Here is a 21,903-nt window from a genome sequence, read left to right on the forward strand (position 1 = left end):
CCATCACCCCCAATCTGGGGGTATGAGGCGTGCATTTGCGTGCGCCCGGATTTTCTGTGTATCCTGAAACTTCGCGTTTCCCCTCACATCTTCGTGCCTTCATATAGCGGTAGGCGCAATTGGGGTTGAAGCTGCTTCCGAGCGGCGCAACCTACAAGACACCTGTGGAAGCGATCCGGTACGCAATACGTAAAAGGTCTGTGGAAGGATCCCTCTTGGTCGCCTCGAGCACCTCACCAAATACCGCTGCATCGGCCCGCACTCCCGAGTACGCCGGCCGTCTCTCATTCGCAAAGATCCACGAGCCCCTCGATGTTCCGGAGCTGTTGGCTCTGCAGATTGAGTCTTTCGACCGTCTGGTGGGCAATGAAGCCTGGGCCGCCCGCGTGGCCGAAGCTAAGGAGAAAGGCATAAAGGGTGTCTCAGACACCTCTGGCCTCTCTGACATCTTCGAGGAGATGTCCCCCATCGAGGACTTCCAGGGCACGATGTCCCTGAGCTTCTCCGATCCGGAGTTCGCTGACCCGAAGTTCACTGTGGAGGAGTGCAAAGACCACGACACCACCTACTCGGCGCCGCTGTATGTCAAAGCCGAGTTCATGAACCACAACACCGGTGAGATCAAGCAGCAGACGGTGTTCATGGGCGACTTCCCGCTCATGACTAACCGTGGCACGTTCATCATCAACGGCACCGAGCGCGTCGTTGTCTCCCAGCTGGTCCGTTCACCAGGTGCCTATTTCGAATCCGCTAAGGATAAGACCACCGACAAGGAGATCTTCACCGCGAAGGTCATCCCGTCCCGCGGTGCGTGGTTCGAGCTGGAGATCGACAAGCGCGACCAGGTCGGTGTGCGACTGGACCGGAAGCGCAAGCAGCCGGTCACTGCGCTGCTCAAGGCCATCGGGTGGACCGAGTCCCGAATTCTCGAAGAGTTCGGCGGCTACGACTCCATCCGCGCCACGATTGAGAAGGATACCTTCGAGACGCAGGATGAGGCGCTGCTGGACATCTACCGCAAGCTGCGCCCGGGCGAACCGCCGACTGTTGAGGCGGCCCGCGGACTGCTCGAGGGGCTGTACTTCACCCCGAAGCGCTATGACCTGGCCAAAGTTGGTCGGTACAAGCTCAACCGCAAGCTGGGTGTGGACAAGGACTTCACGGACTCCGACGCCAGTGTTCTCACTGAAGAGGACATTACCGCGATGATCCATTACCTGTGTGCTCTGCACGCCGGTCAGCGGAATACCAAGGGTGTGCGTGACGGTGCTGAGGTTGACATTCCCGTCACCGTCGATGACATCGACCACTTTGGCAACCGCCGCATCCGCGCTGTGGGCGAGCTCATCGAGAATCAGGTCCGTACGGGTCTGTCTCGCATGGAGCGCGTTGTGCGTGAGCGGATGACTACGCAGGACGTCGAGGCCATCACCCCGCAGACGCTGATCAACATCCGTCCCGTAGTCGCCTCCATCAAGGAGTTCTTCGGCACCTCCCAGCTGTCTCAGTTCATGGACCAGAACAACCCTCTGGCCGGGCTGACCCACAAGCGCCGCCTCTCTGCGCTGGGCCCAGGTGGACTTTCCCGTGACCGCGCTGGAATGGAAGTTCGTGACGTCCACCCCTCGCACTACGGACGTATGTGCCCCATTGAGACCCCGGAAGGGCCGAACATCGGTCTGATCGGCTCGTTGGCCACATACGGGCGGATCAACAACTTCGGCTTCATCGAGACTCCCTACCGCAAGGTTGTTGAGGGCAAGGTCACGGACCAGATCGAGTACTTGACCGCTGATGATGAGCTGGTCGCCAACATCGCCCAGGCGAATGCTCCGTTGGAAGAGGACGGCAGCTTCACAGAGAGCACCGTCCTTTGCCGGGGCAACGTCGCGTCGGGCGAGCAGGGCGAGCCCATTCTGGTCGAGCCCGAGGGCATCGACTTCATGGATGTCTCCCCACGGCAGATGGTCTCAGTGGCCACCGCGATGATCCCGTTCCTGGAGCATGACGACGCCAACCGCGCACTCATGGGTGCCAATATGCAGCGTCAGGCCGTGCCGCTGCTGGAGTCGGAGTCCCCGCTGGTCGGAACCGGTATGGAGAAGTACGCCGCGATCGATGCCGGTGATTCTGTCACCGCCATGAAGCCGGGTCTGGTGACCAAGGTTGCCGCAGATCTCGTCATCGTTCAGAACGACGACGGCAGCTACACCAACTACCCGATCATGAAGTTCCAGCGCTCCAACCAGGGCAACGCCTACAACCAGCAGGTCCGTGTCACTGAAGGCGACCGGGTTGAGTATCAGTCGATCATCGCCGACGGTCCCTCCACCGAACACGGTGAGCTGGCCCTGGGCAAGAACCTGCTTGTCGCGTTCATGTCCTGGGAGGGTTACAACTTCGAGGACGCCATCATCCTGTCTCAGCGTCTGGTGCAGGACGATGTCCTGACTTCTATCCATATTGAAGAGCACGAGGTCGACGCCCGGGACACTAAGCTCGGCGCTGAGGAAATCACCCGGGACATTCCAAACGTCTCCGAGGAGATGTTGGCTCAGCTCGATGAGCGCGGCATCATCCACGTCGGCGCGGAGGTTGATTCGGGAGACATCCTGGTTGGCCGCGTCACGCCAAAGGGTGAGACAGAGCTGACACCTGAGGAGCGTCTGCTGCGTGCGATCTTCGGGGAAAAGTCCCGCGAAGTGCGCGACACCTCCCTCAAGGTGCCGCACGGCGAATCCGGCACAGTGATCGGCGTGCGCATCCTCGACGACGGTGACGACGACCATGAGCTGCCTCCTGGGGTGAACCAGGTGGTGCGGGTCTATGTGGCTCAGAAGCGCAAGATCACAGATGGTGACAAGCTCGCCGGCCGTCACGGCAACAAGGGTGTCATCTCCCGGATCCTTCCGGTCGAAGACATGCCGTTCCTGCCCGACGGCACCGCGGTCGACGTCGTGCTCAACCCTATGGGTGTGCCCGGCCGTATGAACATTGGGCAGGTGATGGAGCTCCACCTAGGTTGGGCCGCTGCCAATGGGTGGAAGATCGCTGGTAACCCCGAGTGGCTCGACGCACTGCCGAACCTGCCTAAGGAGACCGGACCTTGCAAGGTCGCCACGCCTGTGTTCGACGGTGCAGAGCCTGACGAGCTCACCGGAATCCTGGAGTCCACCAATCCTTCCCGTGACGGGGAGCAGCTGGTCGGACCTGATGGTAAGGCCCGGTTGTTCGACGGCCGCTCCGGCGAGCCGTTCCCGGACGCAGTCGCCGTGGGTTACATGTACATCCTGAAGCTCCACCACCTGGTGGACGACAAGATCCACGCCCGCTCTACCGGACCGTACTCCATGATCACCCAGCAGCCGCTGGGTGGTAAGGCGCAGTTCGGTGGCCAGCGCTTCGGTGAGATGGAGGTGTGGGCACTGGAGGCCTACGGCTCCGCCTACACCCTGCAAGAACTGCTCACCATCAAGTCTGATGACATTCACGGTCGCGTCAAGGTGTACGAGGCCATCGTCAAGGGCGAAGACATTCCGGAGCCCGGCGTTCCGGAATCCTTCAAGGTGCTCATCAAGGAGATGCAGTCGCTCTGCCTGAACGTTGAAGTGCTCAACGAGCACGGCGACGCCTTCCAGATGCGCGACGCTGATGCTGACAACTCCGGCTTCTCCGCCGCAGAGGAACTCGGCATCGATCTCTCCCGGGCAGAGCCCAGCTCGGTCGAAGAAGTCTGAACGACTCCCTCCGACTCACACGCTTGACGAATATTTAGACAAAGAAAAGAGAGATACCGGACTATGTCCACTGAATCCTCATTCGACACCATGCGCATCGGGCTGGCCACCACCGACGACATCCTTCGCTGGTCCCACGGCGAGGTGAAGAAGCCCGAGACCATCAACTACCGCACACTGAAGCCCGAGAAGGACGGTTTGTTCTGCGAGAAGATCTTCGGGCCTTCCCGGGACTGGGAGTGCTACTGCGGCAAGTACAAGCGCGTGCGCTTCAAGGGCATCACGTGTGAGCGCTGCGGAGTGGAGGTCACTCGCTCCAAGGTCCGCCGCGAGCGGATGGGCCACGTTGAACTGGCTGCTCCCGTGACACACATCTGGTACTTCAAGGGTGTCCCCTCACGCTTGGGCTACCTGCTCGACCTGGCGCCCAAAGACCTCGAGAAGGTCATCTACTTCGCCGCCTACATGATTACCTCTGTCGACGAAGATCGCCGTCACGAGGACCTTCCCAATCTGCAGGCTGAGGTGGACCAGGAGATCAACCACCTGACCTCTCAGCGTGACGCCGATATCGCCGCCATCGCCAAAGAGCTGGAGGACGGACTTGCCGAACTTGAGTCCGAGGGCGCTAAGGCCGCGGAGAAGAAGAAGTTCCGGGAGACGAAGGAAAAGCAGATGGGGCAGCTGCGGAAGCGCTCTGATGCTGAGATTGAGCAGATCCAGAACGTCTGGGACCGGTTCAAGAACATCAAGGTCGGACACCTCGAGGGTGACGAGACTCTGTTCCGCGAGATGCGGGCCAAGTACGGCCAGTACTTCGAAGGTTTCATGGGCGCAGAGTCCATCCAGAAGCGCTTGCAGACCTTCGATATGGAGGCCGAAGCAGAGTCGCTGCGCGAGACCATCGCCACCGGCAAGGGTCAGCGCAAGACGCGTGCCCTGAAGCGCCTGAAGGTTCTCAATGCCTTCCTGGTCAACGGAAACTCACCGACCGGTATGGTCCTTGAGGCCGTGCCGGTGATCCCGCCGGAGATTCGCCCGATGGTCCAGCTGGACGGCGGACGCTTCGCCACCAGCGACCTCAACGATCTGTATCGCCGCGTGATCAACCGCAACAACCGCCTGAAGCGGCTGTTGGACCTCGGTGCTCCGGAGATCATTATCAACAACGAGAAGCGCATGCTGCAGGAGTCTGTGGACTCGCTGTTCGACAATGGCCGGCGCGGTCGCCCCGTCACCGGGCCGGGCAACCGTCCGCTGAAGTCGCTTTCGGACATGCTCAAGGGCAAGCAGGGACGGTTCCGTCAGAACCTGCTTGGCAAGCGCGTCGACTACTCAGGCCGGTCGGTCATCGTGGTCGGCCCGCAGCTGCGCTTGCACGAGTGCGGTCTGCCCAAGCAGATGGCACTGGAGCTGTTCAAGCCCTTCGTGATGAAGCGCCTGGTGGACCTCAACCACGCTCAGAACATTAAGTCCGCCAAGCGGATGGTGGAGCGCCAGCGTTCCGCGGTGTGGGACGTGCTGGAAGAGGTCATCACCGAGCACCCCGTGCTGCTGAACCGTGCACCTACGCTGCACCGCCTGGGCATCCAGGCATTCGAGCCGCAGCTCGTGGAGGGCAAGGCCCTGCAGCTTCACCCACTGGTGTGCGCTGCGTTCAACGCCGATTTCGACGGTGACCAGATGGCGGTTCACCTGCCGCTGGGCCCTGAGGCGCAGGCTGAAGCGCGCATTCTGATGCTCTCTTCCAACAACATCCTGAAGCCCTCCGACGGACGCCCCGTGGCACTGCCGGCGCAGGACATGATCATCGGTCTGCACCACCTGACCACTGTCCGCGAGGACGAGGTCGGTGCCGGGCGGGTCTTCTCCTCACTTGGCGAAGCTCAGATGGCCTTCGACCTCAAAGAGCTGCACCTGAACTCTCCGGTGAAGATACGTGTGGTTGGTTTCGTGCCCTCCAAGCAGATCCCCGCACCGGACGGGTGGGAAGAGGGTCAGCCTGCGCTGATTGACACCACACTGGGCAAGGTGCTGTTCAACGAGCTGCTCCCGCAGAACTACCCCTGGCAGGATCAAGTGGCGGACAAGAAGTCGTTGGGGACACTCATCAACGACATCTCAGAGCGTTACACAAGCGTTGAGGTGGCCCAGACTCTGGACAACCTCAAGGACGCCGGCTTCTACTGGTCCACCCGTTCGGGGGTGACGGTCGCGATCTCGGATATCACATCCAACTTCGACAAGGCCGCCATCATGGACAAGTACGAGGCGCAGGTTGCCAAGGTTGAGGAAGAGTACGGACTCGGCTTCATCGGCAAGGAGAACCGTACTCAGGAGCTCCAGGAGATCTGGGGCAAAGCCACTTCGGAGATCGAGAAGGCAATGATGGAGGGAATGGACTCCCTCAACAACGTCAACCGTACGGTCACCTCAGGAGCCCGAGGCAACTGGAACCAGATCCGTCAGATCGCTGGTATCCGCGGCTTGGTGACAAACCCTAAGGGTGACATCATCCCGCGCCCCATCAAGTCCTCATACCGTGAGGGCCTGACGGTGCTGGAGTACTTCATCGCTACGCACGGTGCTCGTAAAGGCCTGGCGGACACGGCGCTGAAGACCGCCAACTCCGGATACCTGACCCGCCGTCTGGTGGACGTCTCACAGGACGTCATCGTGCGTGACGAAGACTGCGGGACCTCCCGCGGACTGACCGTGCCGATCGCTCAACCCAAGTACTACGCCCATGAGGACGACCTCCGTCCTGATGGTGTGCTCGTGAAGTCAGGGCGCAAGTACGTCACGGAGGAGATTGAAGAGGGCGGCGAATTCGAGCTGCACAAAATGGTCGAAACCTCGTCCTACTCCCGCACCCTGGCCGAGACCGTGGCTGACTCCAATGGTGAAGTTCTGGCAGAAGCCGGGACTGAGGTCGGCGATGTGCTCATCGGGAAGCTCTTCGAGGCAGGCGTGCAGACCATCAAGGTCCGCTCAGTGCTTACCTGCGAATCTCCGGTTGGCACCTGCGCTGCCTGTTACGGTCGCTCCATGGCTGCCGGACACCGGGTCGACGTCGGTGAGGCTGTTGGTATCATCGCCGCGCAGTCGATCGGCGAGCCAGGTACGCAGCTGACCATGCGTACCTTCCACTCCGGCGGTGTGGCATCAGCTGACGACATCACGCAGGGTCTGCCCCGTATTCAGGAGCTCTTCGAAGCTCGCACACCGAAGGGCGTGGCTCCCATCGCGGAGTCCTCCGGCCGTGTGCACTTTGAGGAGGACGAGAAGCAGGCCCGGCTGGTCCTCACACCGGACGACGGCAGTGAGGAGCAGGTCTACCCGGTGCTTCGCCGAGCGAGGCTGCTGATCGACCTCGGTGACGACAACTCGGGTACCGCACATGTAGAGGTCGGCACCCAGCTGGTGCGCGGTCACGTTGACGCTAAGCAGGTCTTGCGTGTCCTCGGGCCCCGGGCTGCCCAGAAGTTCCTGGTGGCAGAGGTGCAAGAGGTCTACCAGTCGCAGGGCGTCGGCATCCACGACAAGCACGTGGAGGTCATCGTCCGGCAGATGCTGCGGCGGATCACCGTCATCGAGTCGGGTGAGACTACCCTGCTCCCCGGTGAGCTGGCCGACCGCTTCCGATTCCAGCAGGCCAACAAGGAAGCCTTTGAGCAGAGCAAACGTCCGGCCTCCGGACGTGACGAGCTCATGGGCATCACCAAGGCATCGCTGGCCACCGACTCCTGGCTGTCCGCAGCCTCCTTCCAAGAGACCACCCGGGTGCTCACCCAGGCGGCGATGGAAGGCAAGTCGGATCCGTTGCTGGGTCTGAAGGAGAACGTGATCATCGGTAAGCTCATCCCGGCCGGTACCGGTTTGGACCGCTACACGCAGACTCAGGTGGAGCCCACCGAAGACGCCAAGGCGAATCTCTTCACCGGACCGAGCCTCTACGGCTCAAGCTTCGACTATGCCGGAGCCGAGGGAGACAGTGAGTTCCATGCCATACCGCTTGAGGACTACAACACCGATGTCGACTTTCGGTAATCACCGGATCGCAGAGTAATCGCTGAACTGAGGGCCTGGAAGCGCACAAGCTTCTGGGCCCTCAGTCGTGTGCGGGGGAGGGCCGAGAGGAACAGGCCTAAGCGGCATTCGCACGAAACGGCCTCAGCTGGTACCGTTGACTTGATTGTTTCTGTGTGGCAGTAGGACTCGGTCCGGGTTGCGGGTAAGGTGCGCAACAAATGCCACATATTTTCATGCTCAGCCGCTTGCGGCAGTAGCGAGCAGGGGTCGCAATGGTCCCAAAGTCTCGCTGCAGGCCGCAGAAGCTAGGAGCCTGAAGCAGTGGCGGAGCTTCACCGGCGCAGAGACTTGCCCGGCCGGCAACGGCCATACGACCTGAACAACAATGGAGATTGCATAGTGCCTACTATTCAGCAGCTGGTGCGCAAGGGGCGCACCCCCAAAGCCGCGAAGAACGCGACTCCCGCTCTGCAGGGGTCCCCGATGCGTCGCGGCGTGTGCACTCGTGTGTACACCACTACCCCAAAGAAGCCGAACTCCGCGCTCCGCAAGGTGGCACGTGTCCGCCTGGGCGGCGGTGTCGAAGTCACCGCATACATCCCCGGTGAGGGCCACAACCTGCAGGAGCACTCGATTGTGCTCGTGCGCGGCGGCCGTGTGAAAGACCTCCCCGGCGTCCGCTACAAGATCGTCCGCGGCGCCTTGGACACCCAGGGTGTCAAAGGCCGTGGCCAGGCCCGGAGCCGCTACGGTGCCAAGAAGGAGAAGAAGTAATGCCTCGTAAGGGACCCGCACCCAAGCGCCCACTCGTCCACGACCCAGTACACGGCTCACCTCTGGTGACACAGCTGATCAACAAGGTGCTCGTCGACGGCAAGAAGTCAACCGCTGAGCGCATTGTCTATGGTGCACTGGACGGTGTAGCTAAGAAGACCGGCGAGAACTCAGTGGACACTCTGAAGACCGCAATGGACAATGTGCGCCCAGCACTGGAAGTGCGTTCACGCCGTGTTGGTGGCGCCACCTACCAGGTGCCCGTTGAGGTCAAGCCTGGGCGCGCTACAGCCCTGGCACTGCGCTGGCTGGTCGGCTACGCCAAGGATCGTCGTGAAAAGACGATGACCGATCGCCTGATGAACGAGATCCTCGACGCCTCTAACGGCCTAGGTGCTGCAGTCAAGCGTCGCGAGGACACCCACAAGATGGCCGAGGCCAACAAGGCATTCGCCCACTACCGCTGGTAATAAGGAATAGGGGAATTCACCGTGGCACAACAAGAGGTGCTCACTGACCTCAAGAAGGTCCGCAACATCGGCATCATGGCCCACATCGATGCCGGTAAGACCACTGCAACCGAACGTATCCTGTTCTACACCGGCATGAGCCACAAGATCGGTGAAACTCACGACGGTGCGTCGACGACGGACTGGATGGAGCAGGAGAAAGAGCGCGGCATCACGATCACCTCCGCCGCGGTGACCTGCTTCTGGGGTGACAACCAGATCAACATCATCGACACTCCAGGTCACGTTGACTTCACAGTGGAAGTTGAGCGCTCTCTTCGCGTGCTTGACGGCGCTGTGGCTGTCTTCGACGGCAAGGAAGGTGTGGAACCACAGTCAGAGACCGTGTGGCGCCAAGCTGACAAGTACAACGTGCCGCGCATCTGCTTTGTTAACAAAATGGACAAGCTCGGTGCTGACTTCTATTACACGGTGGACACCATCAAGTCCCGCCTCGGCGCCACACCACTGGTGATGCAGCTGCCGATCGGCTCGGAGAGCGACTTCATCGGCGTCGTCGACCTGCTGCAGATGAAGGCCCTAGTGTGGCCCGGCGATGCTAAGGGTGACGTGACGATGGGCGCCGAATACGAGGTTCGGGAGATCCCGGAAGACCTCAAAGAACGCGCCGAGGAGTACCGCAACACGCTCATCGAACAGGTGGCAGAGGCTGACGACGAGCTCATGAATAAGTACCTCGAAGGTGAAGAAATCTCCATCGAGGAGCTTAAAGAGGGCATCCGCAGCCTTACTGTAGCGTCTGCGGCATACCCGGTCTTCTGCGGCTCCGCATTCAAGAACCGCGGTGTTCAGCCCATGCTCGACGCCGTCATCGATTTCCTGCCTACGCCGGCAGACGTCGAGGCGATGGAGGGCCACAAGCCCAATGACGAGGACGAGATCCTGACCCGGCGCCCGAGTAAGGAAGAGCCCTTCTCCGCTCTGGCGTTCAAGATCGCTTCGCATCCCTTCTTCGGCACGCTCACCTTCATCCGCGTCTACTCGGGCAAGCTGTCCGCCGGCGCCCAGATCGTGAACTCCACTAAGGGCAAGAAGGAGCGCATCGGGAAGCTTTTCCAGATGCACGCCAATAAGGAGAACCCGGTCGAAGAAATTCAGGCTGGGCACATCTATGCGGTGATCGGTCTCAAGGACACCACCACCGGTGACACGCTGTGCGACCCGAACAACCAGATCGTGCTCGAGTCCATGAGCTTCCCGGAGCCCGTGATCAACGTGGCGATCGAGCCTAAGTCCAAGGGTGACCAGGAAAAGCTCTCCACAGCTATTCAGAAGCTGGTTGCCGAGGACCCAACCTTTACCGTGTCCTTGGATGAAGAGACCGGCCAGACCGTCATCGGCGGTATGGGCGAGCTGCACCTGGACGTGTTCGTCGATCGTATGAAGCGCGAATTCAAGGTCGAGGCGAACGTGGGCAAGCCCCAGGTGGCCTACCGTGAGACCATCAAGAACAAGGTGGAGAAGGTCGAATACACCCACAAGAAGCAGACCGGTGGGTCCGGCCAGTTCGCCAAGGTAATCGTCGACTTCGAGCCGCTGGAGACGTCTGAGGATGAGCTCTACCAGTTCGAGAACGCCGTCACGGGCGGCCGCATCCCTCGCGAATACATTCCCTCGGTTGATGCTGGCATCCAGGACGCCATGCAGCTCGGTGTACTGGCGGGCTATCCCATGGTGGGTGTCAAGGCTCGCCTGACCGATGGTCAGTACCACGACGTCGACTCCTCAGAGATGGCATTCAAGCTCGCTGGTTCCCAGGTGTTCAAGGAAGGCATCAGACGGGCCAACCCGATCATCCTTGAACCCATGATGGCAGTGGAGGTTCGTACCCCTGAGGAGTACATGGGGGATGTGATCGGTGACCTAAACTCCCGCCGTGGTCAGATTCAGTCCATGGATGACGCCTCCGGGGTGAAGGTGGTCAAGGCGCTGGTGCCGCTGAGCGAGATGTTCGGCTACATCGGCGAGCTGCGTTCCCGCACACAGGGTCGCGCAGTCTTCACTATGGCCTTTGACTCCTACGCAGAGGTGCCGAAGGCAGTCGCTGAGGAGATCATCGAAAAGAACCGCGGCGAGTAGTTTCGGCGCGTAGAAACAAATTTCACCAAAAACCCATGAAGTGAGTAGACTTGCGAAGGTTTCAGCCGGGGACACCCCTGTGCCTGAATTAAGTCTCACTGACTCAAACCACGTTCTATAGGAGGAACCTGTGGCTAAGGCAAAGTTCGAGCGGACTAAGCCGCACCTGAACATCGGCACCATCGGTCACGTCGACCACGGCAAGACCACGCTGACTGCCGCGATTTCAAAGGTGCTCGCTGATAAGTTTCCTGACCTCAATGAGGCCAAGGACTTCGCCGGGATCGACAACGCTCCTGAGGAGCGCGAGCGCGGCATCACCATCAACGTGTCCCACGTGGAGTACCAGACCGACAAGCGTCACTATGCGCACGTTGACGCACCAGGTCACGCTGACTATGTGAAGAACATGATCACCGGTGCTGCACAGATGGACGGCGCGATCCTCGTCGTTGCCGCCACCGACGGCCCTATGGCCCAGACTCGTGAGCATGTACTCTTGGCTCGCCAGGTCGGTGTGCCCAGCCTCCTGGTGGCACTGAACAAGTCGGACATGGTGGATGACGAAGAGCTTCTCGACCTCGTCGAAATGGAAGTTCGGGAGCTGCTCTCCGAACAGGAGTTTGACGGCGATAACGCTCCAGTCATCCGGACTTCCGGCCTGAAGGCCCTCGAAGGTGACCCTGAGTGGGTCAAGACCGTTGAGGATCTCATGGACGCAGTCGATGAGTTCATCCCAGAGCCCGAGCGCGACAAGGACAAGCCGTTCCTGATGCCCATCGAGGACGTCTTCACGATCACCGGTCGCGGCACCGTGGTCACCGGTCGCGCCGAGCGTGGCACGCTGAAGATCAACTCTGAGGTGGAGATCCTCGGCATCCGTAACAAGCAGAAGACCACCGTCACTGGTATCGAGATGTTCCACAAGCAGCTCGATGAGGCATGGGCCGGTGAGAACTGTGGTCTGCTGCTTCGTGGTCTGAAGCGCGATGACGTCGAGCGCGGTCAGGTGGTGGCAGCCCCCGGCTCCATCACACCGCACACCAAGTTCGACGCCAACGTGTACATCCTGTCCAAGGACGAGGGTGGCCGCCACAACCCCTTCTACACCAACTACCGTCCGCAGTTCTACTTCCGTACTACTGACGTGACCGGCGTGATTGAGCTGCCCGAGGGCACTGAGATGGTGATGCCCGGTGACAACACCGAGATGACCGTCGAGCTCATCCAGCCGATCGCAATGGAAGACGGCCTCGGCTTCGCTATCCGTGAGGGTGGCCGCACCGTGGGCTCAGGCAAGGTCACTAAGATCCTCGCCTGATCGACTGCACTTCCTCTGGAGAGGCCCTGACACCCGAGAGGTGTTGGGGCCTCTCTGTTGGTTGCGCTTTTGATGATGCAGAGCTGACTTGCCAGATGCCGATCAGCATGACAGTATAGACAAGTTGCTCAGGATGCACTGCGTCCATGAGCGAGATCATTCAGAAATAACCCGGGACAATGCGGGTGTTGCTGTGCCCAGAGCATTCAAGCGACACGCCCGACCGCGTGGACCGGACGCCAACAGCGAGAACACCCCGAAATCATTCGGATTCGCGCTGCTCGGTTAGGCCATAACTGCAGAAGGTGTTTGACAGCTCTTTCTGGGACTCTGCGTCCAGCCACAGATATGGCCTGACTGATTCGAGGACGTATTGCAAGCCAAGTCAGAAAGAGGCTCAACGCCATGGCGGGACAAAAAATCCGCATCCGGCTGAAGTCGTATGACCACGAAGTCATCGATACCTCCGCCCGGAAGATCGTAGACACGGTGACCCGTGCAGGCGCCACAGTCGTAGGCCCCGTGCCGCTGCCGACTGAGAAGAACGTCTACACCGTCATCCGTTCACCGCACAAGTACAAAGACTCTCGCGAACACTTCGAGATGCGCACCCATAAGCGCCTGATCGACATCGTGGATCCGACACCCAAGGCTGTCGACTCCCTGATGCGTCTCGACCTGCCAGCGGACGTCAACATCGAAATCAAGCTGTAGAAGGGGGTGCTGAGAGAACTATGACCAACATTTCCCGCGTAGACACACCTGTCAAGGGTCTGCTGGGCACGAAGCTCGGCATGACCCAGGTCTGGGACGAGAACAACAACTTCGTACCAGTCACTGTTATTCAGGCCGACTCCAACGTGGTGACCCAGGTGCGCACCGCAGAGACTGACGACTACAGCGCTGTTCAGATCGGCTACGGCCAGATCGATCCGCGCAAAGTCACCAAGCCCATGGCCGGACACTTTGCTAACGCCGGCGTGACCCCACGCCGCCACCTCGTGGAGATTCGGACAGCGGACGCCGCAGATTACGAGCTCGGGCAAGACCTTTCGGTTGAGACCTTTGAGGCCGGCCAAAAGATCGATGTCATCGGCACCACCAAGGGCAAAGGCTTCGCCGGCGTTATGAAGCGCCACGGCTTCGCCGGTGTGGGAGCCTCGCACGGCCAGCACAAGAATCACCGCAAGCCAGGCGCCATCGGCGGCGCCGCCACACCTGGCCGAGTCTTCAAAGGCCTGCGCATGGCCGGCCGTATGGGTAACGTCCGCCAGACCACACACAATTTGACTCTCCACGCCGTGGACGCCGAGAAGAATCTGCTGCTCATCAAAGGCGCGGTTCCGGGCCCTAAGGGTGGAGTCATTCTCGTCCGCACCGCAGTGAAGGGAGCATGAAGCCATGAGCTCCAAGGTATCGGTCGACTTCCCAGCAGAGATCTTTGGCGTTGAAACCAACAGCGCACTGATCCACCAGGTTGTCGTCGCCCAGCAGGCAGCAGCCCGCCAGGGCACCCACAAGACCAAGACTCGCTCCGAGCGTTCTGGCACGACGGCTAAGCCGTTTCGTCAGAAGGGCACGGGCCGCGCGCGCCAGGGTTCCATGATTGCCCCCCACATGATCGGTGGCGGTGTAGTGCACGGTCCGCAGCCGCGCAACTATGCACAGCGCACTCCCAAGAAGATGAAGGCAGCCGCTCTGCGCGGTGTGCTTTCGGACCGGGCGCGTCACGGACGTATTCACGTCGTGGACGTCCTAGTGACGGAGAATGCTTCGACCAAAGCGGCAAAAGAGGCTCTGGCTGCGCTCGGCGGTCGCAACCGCAACTGGCTCGTCATCATTGACCGCAGCGACGACCTGACCGCGCTGTCTGTACGCAACCTCCCCGAGGTCCACGCGCTCTATGCAGATCAGCTGAACACCTACGACGTTCTCGTCTCTGACGATGTCGTCTTCACACAGGCCGGCTACGAGTCATTCTTGGCCAAGGCCCAGGGCAGCACAAAGGAGGAGGCCGAATGAGCGTCCTGACGGAAAAGAATCCGCGCGATGTCATCATCGCCCCAGTGATCTCTGAGAAGTCTTACAACAACATCGATGAGGGCAAGTACACCTTCCTCGTTGCGACTGGTGCGACCAAGCCAGAGATCAAGGCCGCTGTTGAGCAGATTTTCAGGGTTAAGGTCGAAAGGGTCAACACCGTCAACCGCGCAGGCAAACGGCGCCGCACCCGCTTCGGCTGGGGTAAGCGCAATGACACCAAGCGTGCAATCGTGACTCTCAAAGAGGGTCATGCAATCGACATCTTCGGAGGATCCGCTGCGTAGCGCAGCTGGAACCACTTGATCGAGGAAGAGTAAATACACATGGCTATTCGCAATCTCAAGCCGAACACCCCGGGCCAGCGCGGCTCGTCGGTGGCCGACTTTGCGGAGATCACTCGGGACACTCCGGAGAAATCTCTGCTCAAGCCCCTGCACAAGACAGGCGGCCGCAACAGCTCAGGAAAGATCACCACGCGGCATAAGGGCGGCGGTCACAAGCGTCAGTACCGTCTGATTGACTTCCGCCGCGCTGACCGCGACGGAGTCCCCGCCAAGGTCGCACACATCGAATACGACCCCAACCGGACCGCTCGCATCGCTCTGCTCCACTTCGCAGACGGGACCAAGCGCTACATCCTGGCTCCAGCCAAGCTGGTTCAAGGAGCGGTAGTCGAATCTGGTCCGAATGCGGACATCAAACCGGGCAACAACTTGCCGCTGCGGAATATCCCGATCGGCACCGTCATCCATGCAGTAGAGCTGCGTCCAGGTGGAGGCGCCAAACTTGGCCGCTCCGCTGGTGCATCCATCCAGCTCGTGGCACGTGAAGGCAAGTACGCTCAGGTGCGTCTCCCCTCGGGTGAGGTGCGTTACGTGGACGTCCGCTGCCGAGCCACAATCGGTCAGGTCGGCAATGCCGAGCAGACGAACATCAGCTGGGGCAAGGCCGGCCGTATGCGGTGGAAGGGTGTCCGACCCACTGTCCGCGGTGTGGTCATGAACCCCGTGGACCACCCACACGGTGGTGGTGAGGGCAAGACTTCCGGTGGACGCCACCCGGTCAACCCCAACGGCAAACCCGAGGGTCGCACCCGCCGCCCGAATAAGGAAAGCGACAAACTCATCGTGCGTCGCCGTCGAACGAAGAACAAGCGATAGGAGCCTGGAAACATGCCACGCAGCCTGAAGAAGGGCCCCTTCGTTGATCAGCACCTGTACCTCAAGGTTCAGGCTGAGAACGAAAAGGGCACCAAGAACGTCATCAAGACCTGGTCCCGCCGTTCCATGATCATCCCTGACATGCTCGGTCACACTATCGCCGTGCATGACGGACGTAAGCACATCCCCGTGTTCATCACCGAGTCGATGGTGGGCCACAAGCTCGGCGAGTTTGCCTCGACCCGCGCTTTCCGCGGACATGTGAAGGACGACAAGAGGGGCAAGCGCCGCTGACGCGGGGCTTGAACTTCTAGAGAAGACGAGAGAAGGAAAGCAATGGAAGCCAAGGCAATTGCGCGCTATGTGCGTGTGACGCCTATGAAGGCCCGTCGCGTCGTCGACCTTGTCCGGGGCAAACAGGCCAATGAAGCACTGGCCATTCTGCAGTTCGCCCCTCAGGGCGCCTCGGAGCCGGTGTACAAGGTGGTTGCATCCGCCATGGCCAACGCCCGGCAGCACGCCGACAAAGACGGAGTCGCCTTCAATGAGGACGACTACATCATTACTGAAGCACGTGTCGACGAGGGCCCGACCATGAAACGGTTCCGGCCCCGGGCACAGGGACGCGCGTTTCGGATCAACAAGCGCACCAGCCACGTAACCATCGTGGTCGGCACAGAAGAGAAAGGTGGAGATCAGTAGTGGGACAGAAGATCAACCCCAATGGTTTCCGTCTGGGCATCACCACTGACCACGTCTCGCACTGGTACGCCGACTCCACGAAACCGGGTCAGCGCTACAAGGACTTCGTCAAGGAAGATGTTCAGATTCGTGAGCTGCTGGAGAAGAGCGTTGAGCGCGCCGGCATCTCGAAAGTCGAAATCGAACGTACCCGCGACCGGGTCCGGGTAGACATCCACACGGCTCGTCCAGGTATCGTGATTGGCCGTCGCGGAGCAGAAGCGGATCGCATTCGCAGCGAACTGGAGAAGCTCACCAAGAAGCAGATCCAGCTCAACATTCTTGAGGTGAAGAGCCCCGAGACTGACGCGCAGCTCGTGGCGCAGGGCGTGGCCGAGCAGCTCGCCGCCCGTGTCGCCTTCCGCCGGGCCATGAAGAAGGCCATCTCCTCAGCCATGCGATCTGGTGCCAAGGGTATCCGTATCCAGTGCGCCGGCCGCCTGGGCGGAGCTGAGATGTCCCGTTCGGAGTTCTACCGCGAAGGCCGTGTGCCGCTGCACACCCTCCGCGCGAACATCGACTTCGGCAAGCACGAGGCCAAGACGACCTTCGGCCGTATCGGTGTGAAGGTCTGGGTCTACAAGGGCGATCTGACTGCAAAGGAACTGGCTGCCCAGCAGGCAGCGCAGCCTTCCGGCCGAGGACGTGGTGGAGACCGCGGTGGACGTGGTGGCGCAGGTGGCGGCGATCGCCGTCGTCGCGGTGCCGGTCGCGGCCGTGACGGTGCAGCACCAGAGGCCGCTGCAGCACCTGCCGCTGAAGGAGGGCAGAACTGATGTTGATGCCTAAGCGCGTCAAGTACCGCAAACCCCACAAGCCTAAGCGCAGTGGTATGGCCAAGGGCGGCACTGAGCTGGCTTTCGGCGAGTACGGGATCCAAGCGCTGAGCCCGGCATACGTGACCAACCGCCAGATCGAGTCAGCGCGTATCGCGATGACCCGCCACATCAAGCGCGGTGGCAAGGTCTGGATCAGCATTTACCCAGATCACCCGCTGACGAAGAAGCCCGCAGAAGTTCGCATGGGCTCCGGTAAAGGTTCCCCGGAATGGTGGGTCGCCAATGTCAAGCCCGGACGTGTGATGTTCGAGCTGTCCGGTGTCAGCGAAGAGGTTGCTAAAGAGGCCCTTCGTCTGGCAATCCATAAGCTGCCGATGAAGGCACGCGTGATCAGCCGAGAGAGTGGTGAATGATCATGGCAGTGGGAACACAAGACCTGACCACTGAGAAGTTGGCAGAGCTCAACGACGCTGAGCTGGGCACCAAGCTCCGCGAGGCCAAGGAAGAGCTGTTCAACCTGCGCTTCCAGTCCGCCACCGGACAGTTGGAGAACTCGGCTCGCCTGAAGACCGTCAAGCGCGACATCGCGCGCATCTACACGGTGCTGCGCGAGCGCGAGCTCGGCATCCGTGAATCAGTGGGTGCCCCTGCTGAGGCTGAAGAGACCGAGGAGGATTCGGCATGAGTGAGAACACTACTGAGGCCGTTCAGCGGAGCAAGGACCACACCTCTGCTGAGCGCAACTATCGAAAGAATCTGCGCGGCGTCGTCGTCTCCGACAAGATGGAGAAGACGATCGTTGTGGAGGTGGAGGACCGTCGCAAGCACTCCCTGTACGGGAAAGTGATGAAGCGCCACTCCAAATTCAAAGCGCACGATGAGAATCAGGAAGCCGGTATCGGAGACACGGTTCTGATCTCTGAAACCCGTCCGCTCTCCGCGACCAAACGCTGGCGCCTGGTGAGGGTCATCGAAAAGGCCAAGTAATTCAACCGGCCGGCGCTAATCCGCTGGTTGTTCGAATTTGCACAGACGGCTCGGATTACCAACCTCAGGTTGGGTTCCGAGCCTTCTGTGTGTACACTGTTGTAGTTGTGCGCCCGTGCGCGTAGTTTTTCTCCGCCGCGGACAGCGCACTTCCCCCAAAGCCGCCTCGGCCATCCACCAAATAGGTAGCTCATAGGAGCCATGGTGTGTGGGAAAGCGGCGGGGGAGCATCCAGAAATCTAGATGTTCCACCAGGCTCGCGCAGCATGCACGAGGACCAGTAGGACGACAGGAGAAGACACGTGATTCAGCAGGAATCGCGGCTGAAGATCGCCGACAACACTGGTGCCAAGGAAATCCTTGTCATCCGCGTGCTCGGTGGCTCCGGACGCCGCTATGCAGGTATCGGCGACACTTTCGTCGCCACTGTTAAGGACGCCATCCCCGGCGGCAACGTGAAGAAGGGCGAGGTCGTCAAGGCCGTCGTCGTTCGTTCACGCAAGAAGACCCGCCGCACAGATGGGTCTTACATCAGCTTCGACGAGAACGCTGCCGTCATCCTCAAAGGTGATACCCCCGAACCCCGCGGCACCCGAATCTTTGGGCCCGTTGGTAGAGAACTGCGCGACAAGAGATTCATGAAGATCGTCTCCCTCGCACCGGAGGTGCTGTAACCATGGCCAAGATCAAAAAAGATGACTTCGTCCAGGTACTCACCGGAAAAGACAAGGGTAAGCAGGGCAAGGTACTCCAGGTGATCCCTAAGACTGACCGCGTGGTCGTCGAGGGAGTCAACCGGGTCAAGCGCCACCTGCGTGCCGGCCAGTTCGGTCAGAACGAAGGCGGCATCGTGGAGTCCGAGGCCCCAATTCATATTTCGAATGTGGCAGTAGTCGACCCGGACACCGAGAAGCCGACCCGAGTGGGATACCGCTTCGAAGAGGTAGACGGCGACGTCAAGAAGGTTCGCTACGCCAAGGCCTCCGGGAAGGAGCTGTCATGACCGAGACCGCAGAGAAGATCACTCCTCGCCTGAAGAATAAGTATCGTGAAGAGATTCGCGAATCGCTGCAGAGTGAGTTCGGCTACACCAACGTCATGCAGGTTCCAGGCTTGGTCAAAGTCGTCGTGAACATGGGTGTCGGTGAAGCCGCCAAGGACTCCAAGCTTATCCAGGGTGCTATCGACGATCTGACCAAGATCACCGGCCAGAAGCCCAAGGTGACCAGGGCTCGGAAGTCCATCGCTCAGTTCAAACTGCGCGAGGGCCAGCCGATCGGCACTCACACCACGCTTCGTGGCGACAGGATGTGGGAGTTCCTCGACCGTCTCGTGACGCTGGCTCTGCCGCGCATCCGTGATTTCCGGGGTCTTAGCGACCGCCAGTTCGACGGCAACGGCAACTACACTTTCGGGCTCACCGAGCAGGCAGTGTTCCACGAGATCGATCAGGACAAGATCGACCGTCCGCGCGGAATGGACATCACTGTGGTGACCACCGCGACCACCGACGATGAGGGCCGGGCGCTTCTGCGCGCCCTGGGCTTCCCGTTCAAGAGCAACCAGTAATCACTACGCCGCAGGTCCGTGCACCAGAGCGCAGCTCCGGAGCGCGGAAACCACGTCGAGGAAGAGTAAAAGTCCCATATGACAATGACTGATCCAGTCGCAGACATGTTGACTCGTCTGCGCAACGCCAACTCGGCATTCCATGACCAGGTCACGATGCCCAGCTCCAAGCTTAAGGTTCGCATCGCTGACATCCTCAAAGCTGAGGGTTATATCACTGATTGGCGCGAGGAGGATGCGGAGGTCGGCAAAAAGCTGATCATCGACCTCAAATTCGGTCCGAGCCGTGAACGTTCCATCGCTGGCCTCAAGCGCATCTCGAAGCCGGGCCTGCGGGTCTATGCGAAGTCCAACAACCTCCCTCATGTACTGGGCGGCCTGGGGATCGCCATCCTGTCCACCTCCTCCGGTCTGCTTACAGACCGGCAGGCTGGCAAGAAGGGTGTAGGTGGGGAAGTCCTCGCCTACGTCTGGTAACCCGGAAGGAGTCTGAGCACTATGTCACGCATCGGTCGTCTTCCGATCACCGTCCCATCCGGCCTTGAGGTCAGCCTCGAGGGCCGCGACATCCGCGTCAAAGGTTCCAAGGGTGAGCTCAGCCGTACGCTCGCTGAGGGCATCACCGTCGAGATCGAGGACGGGACCATTACGGTCCACCGTCCCAATGATGAACGCGAATCCCGTTCCCTGCATGGGCTGACCCGAAGCCTGATCAATAACATGATCATCGGCGTCACCGAGGGCTTCACCAAGAAGCTCGAGATTGTCGGTACCGGTTATCGAGTGCAGGCCAAAGGCAACGACCTCGAATTCGCCCTGGGGTATTCACACCCGGTTCCGGTCAAAGCGCCAGAAGGAATCACCTTCACAGTCGAGGGTGCCAATAAGTTGGCAGTCTCCGGCATAGACAAGCAGCAGGTCGGCGAGGTCGCTGCGAACATCCGCAAACTGCGCAAGCCGGACCCGTACAAGGGCAAAGGCGTGCGCTACGAAGGCGAGCAGATTCGCCGCAAGGCCGGAAAGGCAGGTAAGTAAACCATGGCTATCGGTATCAAGGGCAAGTCAAAGTCCGCTGCCCGCGGCCGGCGCCACCTGCGCCTGCGCAAGAAGGTCGAAGGATCGCCAGAGCGCCCGCGCCTGGTCGTCAACCGCTCCGCACGCCACATGGTCGCCCAGGTCGTCAATGACCTCGAGGGCAGGACCTTGGTCTCAGCCACCACCATGGAAGCTGACATGCGCAGTTTCGACGGTGACAAGACTGCTAAGGCTAAGAAGGTCGGAGAACTGATCGCCGAGCGCGCCAAAGCTGCTGGCATCGAGGCTGTGGTCTTCGACCGCGGCGGCAACAAATACCACGGTCGCGTGGCCGCCGTCGCAGACGGTGCACGGGAAGGCGGTTTGAAGCTGTGAGTGACAACGCAACTAATGAGAAGGACGTTCAGGTGACTGAGTCCAACGACAAGACCAACGCTGAGGCTGCTGGCCAGACTCAGACAGCCGGTGATCAGAAGAACGAGTCCCGTCGCGGTGAACGTGGCGGCCGCGGCGAGGGCCGTGGACGTGGGCGTGGACGCGGCGAGGGCCGTGGACGTGGTGGCCGTGACGAAGAAAAGGACAAGTTCCTTGAGCGCGTCGTGACCATCAACCGGGTCTCCAAGGTTGTCAAAGGTGGTCGGCGCTTCAGCTTCACCGCTCTCGTGGTGGTCGGCGACGGCGACGGCACGGTCGGCGTCGGTTACGGCAAGGCCAAGGAAGTTCCAGCGGCCATCGCTAAGGGCGTGGAGGAGGCCAAGAAGAGCTTCTTCCGGGTACCTCGGGTCGGTTCCACCATTCCGCACCTGGTCAAGGGTGAGGATGCGGCCGGCGTGGTGCTCCTGCGGCCCGCCTCCGCTGGTACCGGTGTGATCGCGGGTGGTCCGGTGCGTGCTGTGCTGGAATGCGCCGGGATCCACGATGTGCTGACTAAATCCATGGGCTCGGTGAACGCCATCAACATCGTTCATGGCACCATCGACGCCCTCAAGCAGCTCGAAGAGCCCGAGGCTGTGGCGGCGCGCCGCGGCAAGGCTCTTGATGAGGTCGCTCCGGCGCCCATGCTGCGGACTATGGCTGCTGACCGCGAGGCACGTACGCAGAAGGCAGGTGCATGAC

The 21,903-nt window shown here is 60.6% G+C and carries 24 protein-coding genes; all 24 read left to right on the forward strand.

What is annotated here, in order from left to right; translation table 11 throughout:
* Positions 1 to 215: 215 nt before the first annotated feature.
* Positions 216 to 3,737, forward strand: coding sequence for a DNA-directed RNA polymerase subunit beta (gene rpoB, locus D3250_RS06015; protein ID WP_119903009.1), 3,522 nt, complete (start codon positions 216 to 218; stop codon positions 3,735 to 3,737).
* A 63-nt stretch (positions 3,738 to 3,800) separates the two neighbouring features.
* On the forward strand, positions 3,801 to 7,787 hold the full coding sequence (rpoC, locus tag D3250_RS06020) for a DNA-directed RNA polymerase subunit beta' (RefSeq protein ID WP_119902476.1): 3,987 nt from the start codon (positions 3,801 to 3,803) through the stop codon (positions 7,785 to 7,787).
* Positions 7,788 to 8,168: 381 nt separating this feature from the next.
* Complete coding sequence (gene rpsL / locus D3250_RS06025; RefSeq protein ID WP_119902477.1) at positions 8,169 to 8,543, forward strand: 30S ribosomal protein S12; 375 nt, start codon at positions 8,169 to 8,171, stop codon at positions 8,541 to 8,543.
* The gene (gene rpsG / locus D3250_RS06030; protein ID WP_119902478.1) at positions 8,543 to 9,013 is read left to right on the forward strand and encodes a 30S ribosomal protein S7; all 471 of its coding nucleotides are present in this window, start codon (positions 8,543 to 8,545) and stop codon (positions 9,011 to 9,013) included. The genes rpsL and rpsG overlap by 1 nt, the downstream gene beginning before the upstream one ends.
* 21 nt (positions 9,014 to 9,034) lie before the next feature.
* A complete protein-coding gene (gene fusA, locus D3250_RS06035; RefSeq protein WP_318778944.1) occupies positions 9,035 to 11,152 on the forward strand; it encodes an elongation factor G in 2,118 nt (705 codons plus the stop codon).
* Positions 11,153 to 11,282: 130 nt separating this feature from the next.
* Positions 11,283 to 12,473, forward strand: coding sequence for an elongation factor Tu (gene tuf, locus D3250_RS06040; protein WP_119902479.1), 1,191 nt, complete (start codon positions 11,283 to 11,285; stop codon positions 12,471 to 12,473).
* A 405-nt stretch (positions 12,474 to 12,878) separates the two neighbouring features.
* Positions 12,879 to 13,187: a 30S ribosomal protein S10 gene (gene rpsJ, locus D3250_RS06045; RefSeq protein WP_119902480.1), complete on the forward strand. Its 309-nt coding sequence runs from the start codon at positions 12,879 to 12,881 to the stop codon at positions 13,185 to 13,187.
* A gap of 20 nt (positions 13,188 to 13,207) precedes the next feature.
* Positions 13,208 to 13,870, forward strand: coding sequence for a 50S ribosomal protein L3 (rplC, locus tag D3250_RS06050; RefSeq protein ID WP_119902481.1), 663 nt, complete (start codon positions 13,208 to 13,210; stop codon positions 13,868 to 13,870).
* 4 nt (positions 13,871 to 13,874) lie between these two features.
* Complete coding sequence (gene rplD / locus D3250_RS06055; RefSeq protein WP_119902482.1) at positions 13,875 to 14,495, forward strand: 50S ribosomal protein L4; 621 nt, start codon at positions 13,875 to 13,877, stop codon at positions 14,493 to 14,495.
* Positions 14,492 to 14,800, forward strand: a complete 309-nt coding sequence (gene rplW, locus D3250_RS06060) for a 50S ribosomal protein L23 (RefSeq protein WP_119902483.1) — start codon at positions 14,492 to 14,494, stop codon at positions 14,798 to 14,800. The genes rplD and rplW overlap by 4 nt, the downstream gene beginning before the upstream one ends.
* Positions 14,801 to 14,839: 39 nt before the next feature.
* Positions 14,840 to 15,676, forward strand: a complete 837-nt coding sequence (gene rplB / locus D3250_RS06065; RefSeq protein WP_119902484.1) for a 50S ribosomal protein L2 — start codon at positions 14,840 to 14,842, stop codon at positions 15,674 to 15,676.
* 12 nt (positions 15,677 to 15,688) lie between these two features.
* Complete coding sequence (rpsS, locus tag D3250_RS06070; protein ID WP_119902485.1) at positions 15,689 to 15,970, forward strand: 30S ribosomal protein S19; 282 nt, start codon at positions 15,689 to 15,691, stop codon at positions 15,968 to 15,970.
* A 42-nt stretch (positions 15,971 to 16,012) separates the two neighbouring features.
* The gene (gene rplV / locus D3250_RS06075) at positions 16,013 to 16,378 is read left to right on the forward strand and encodes a 50S ribosomal protein L22 (RefSeq protein ID WP_119902486.1); all 366 of its coding nucleotides are present in this window, start codon (positions 16,013 to 16,015) and stop codon (positions 16,376 to 16,378) included.
* The gene (rpsC, locus tag D3250_RS06080; RefSeq protein ID WP_119902487.1) at positions 16,378 to 17,193 is read left to right on the forward strand and encodes a 30S ribosomal protein S3; all 816 of its coding nucleotides are present in this window, start codon (positions 16,378 to 16,380) and stop codon (positions 17,191 to 17,193) included. The genes rplV and rpsC overlap by 1 nt, the downstream gene beginning before the upstream one ends.
* Complete coding sequence (gene rplP, locus D3250_RS06085; RefSeq protein WP_119902488.1) at positions 17,193 to 17,609, forward strand: 50S ribosomal protein L16; 417 nt, start codon at positions 17,193 to 17,195, stop codon at positions 17,607 to 17,609. The genes rpsC and rplP overlap by 1 nt, the downstream gene beginning before the upstream one ends.
* Positions 17,610 to 17,611: 2 nt before the next feature.
* Positions 17,612 to 17,881, forward strand: a complete 270-nt coding sequence (gene rpmC / locus D3250_RS06090) for a 50S ribosomal protein L29 (protein WP_119903011.1) — start codon at positions 17,612 to 17,614, stop codon at positions 17,879 to 17,881.
* Positions 17,878 to 18,183, forward strand: coding sequence for a 30S ribosomal protein S17 (rpsQ, locus tag D3250_RS06095; RefSeq protein ID WP_119902489.1), 306 nt, complete (start codon positions 17,878 to 17,880; stop codon positions 18,181 to 18,183). Before rpmC ends, rpsQ begins: the two co-directional genes overlap by 4 nt.
* A 302-nt stretch (positions 18,184 to 18,485) precedes the next feature.
* The gene (gene rplN / locus D3250_RS06100) at positions 18,486 to 18,857 is read left to right on the forward strand and encodes a 50S ribosomal protein L14 (RefSeq protein ID WP_119902490.1); all 372 of its coding nucleotides are present in this window, start codon (positions 18,486 to 18,488) and stop codon (positions 18,855 to 18,857) included.
* Between the two features lie 2 nt (positions 18,858 to 18,859).
* Positions 18,860 to 19,186: a 50S ribosomal protein L24 gene (gene rplX / locus D3250_RS06105; protein WP_119902491.1), complete on the forward strand. Its 327-nt coding sequence runs from the start codon at positions 18,860 to 18,862 to the stop codon at positions 19,184 to 19,186.
* Positions 19,183 to 19,752, forward strand: coding sequence for a 50S ribosomal protein L5 (gene rplE, locus D3250_RS06110; RefSeq protein ID WP_119902492.1), 570 nt, complete (start codon positions 19,183 to 19,185; stop codon positions 19,750 to 19,752). The genes rplX and rplE overlap by 4 nt, the downstream gene beginning before the upstream one ends.
* A gap of 78 nt (positions 19,753 to 19,830) precedes the next feature.
* The gene (gene rpsH / locus D3250_RS06115; protein WP_119902493.1) at positions 19,831 to 20,229 is read left to right on the forward strand and encodes a 30S ribosomal protein S8; all 399 of its coding nucleotides are present in this window, start codon (positions 19,831 to 19,833) and stop codon (positions 20,227 to 20,229) included.
* Positions 20,230 to 20,250: 21 nt separating this feature from the next.
* A complete protein-coding gene (rplF, locus tag D3250_RS06120; protein WP_119902494.1) occupies positions 20,251 to 20,787 on the forward strand; it encodes a 50S ribosomal protein L6 in 537 nt (178 codons plus the stop codon).
* A 3-nt stretch (positions 20,788 to 20,790) separates the two neighbouring features.
* A complete protein-coding gene (gene rplR / locus D3250_RS06125) occupies positions 20,791 to 21,162 on the forward strand; it encodes a 50S ribosomal protein L18 (RefSeq protein WP_119902495.1) in 372 nt (123 codons plus the stop codon).
* Entirely contained in the window at positions 21,159 to 21,902 is a 744-nt protein-coding gene (rpsE, locus tag D3250_RS06130) for a 30S ribosomal protein S5 (RefSeq protein WP_119902496.1), read from the forward strand. The genes rplR and rpsE overlap by 4 nt, the downstream gene beginning before the upstream one ends.
* The last annotated feature ends 1 nt before the right edge of the window (position 21,903 follow it).

Source organism: Nesterenkonia natronophila (assembly GCF_003595215.1).
Lineage (GTDB): Bacteria > Actinomycetota > Actinomycetes > Actinomycetales > Micrococcaceae > Nesterenkonia > Nesterenkonia natronophila.

What these genes read in the sequence shown, in the direction of transcription:
- rpoC (WP_119902476.1), top strand. Translation starts at nt 3,801, where the DNA reads ATGTCCACTGAATCCTCATTCGACACCATGCGCATCGGGCTGGCCACC.
- rpsG (WP_119902478.1), top strand. Translation starts at nt 8,543, where the DNA reads ATGCCTCGTAAGGGACCCGCACCCAAGCGCCCACTCGTCCACGACCCA.
- rpsJ (WP_119902480.1), top strand. Translation starts at nt 12,879, where the DNA reads ATGGCGGGACAAAAAATCCGCATCCGGCTGAAGTCGTATGACCACGAA.
- rplC (WP_119902481.1), top strand. Translation starts at nt 13,208, where the DNA reads ATGACCAACATTTCCCGCGTAGACACACCTGTCAAGGGTCTGCTGGGC.
- rplD (WP_119902482.1), top strand. Translation starts at nt 13,875, where the DNA reads ATGAGCTCCAAGGTATCGGTCGACTTCCCAGCAGAGATCTTTGGCGTT.
- rplW (WP_119902483.1), top strand. Translation starts at nt 14,492, where the DNA reads ATGAGCGTCCTGACGGAAAAGAATCCGCGCGATGTCATCATCGCCCCA.
- rplB (WP_119902484.1), top strand. Translation starts at nt 14,840, where the DNA reads ATGGCTATTCGCAATCTCAAGCCGAACACCCCGGGCCAGCGCGGCTCG.
- rpsS (WP_119902485.1), top strand. Translation starts at nt 15,689, where the DNA reads ATGCCACGCAGCCTGAAGAAGGGCCCCTTCGTTGATCAGCACCTGTAC.
- rplV (WP_119902486.1), top strand. Translation starts at nt 16,013, where the DNA reads ATGGAAGCCAAGGCAATTGCGCGCTATGTGCGTGTGACGCCTATGAAG.
- rplP (WP_119902488.1), top strand. Translation starts at nt 17,193, where the DNA reads ATGTTGATGCCTAAGCGCGTCAAGTACCGCAAACCCCACAAGCCTAAG.
- rpmC (WP_119903011.1), top strand. Translation starts at nt 17,612, where the DNA reads ATGGCAGTGGGAACACAAGACCTGACCACTGAGAAGTTGGCAGAGCTC.
- rpsQ (WP_119902489.1), top strand. Translation starts at nt 17,878, where the DNA reads ATGAGTGAGAACACTACTGAGGCCGTTCAGCGGAGCAAGGACCACACC.
- rplX (WP_119902491.1), top strand. Translation starts at nt 18,860, where the DNA reads ATGGCCAAGATCAAAAAAGATGACTTCGTCCAGGTACTCACCGGAAAA.
- rplE (WP_119902492.1), top strand. Translation starts at nt 19,183, where the DNA reads ATGACCGAGACCGCAGAGAAGATCACTCCTCGCCTGAAGAATAAGTAT.
- rpsH (WP_119902493.1), top strand. Translation starts at nt 19,831, where the DNA reads ATGACAATGACTGATCCAGTCGCAGACATGTTGACTCGTCTGCGCAAC.
- rplF (WP_119902494.1), top strand. Translation starts at nt 20,251, where the DNA reads ATGTCACGCATCGGTCGTCTTCCGATCACCGTCCCATCCGGCCTTGAG.
- rplR (WP_119902495.1), top strand. Translation starts at nt 20,791, where the DNA reads ATGGCTATCGGTATCAAGGGCAAGTCAAAGTCCGCTGCCCGCGGCCGG.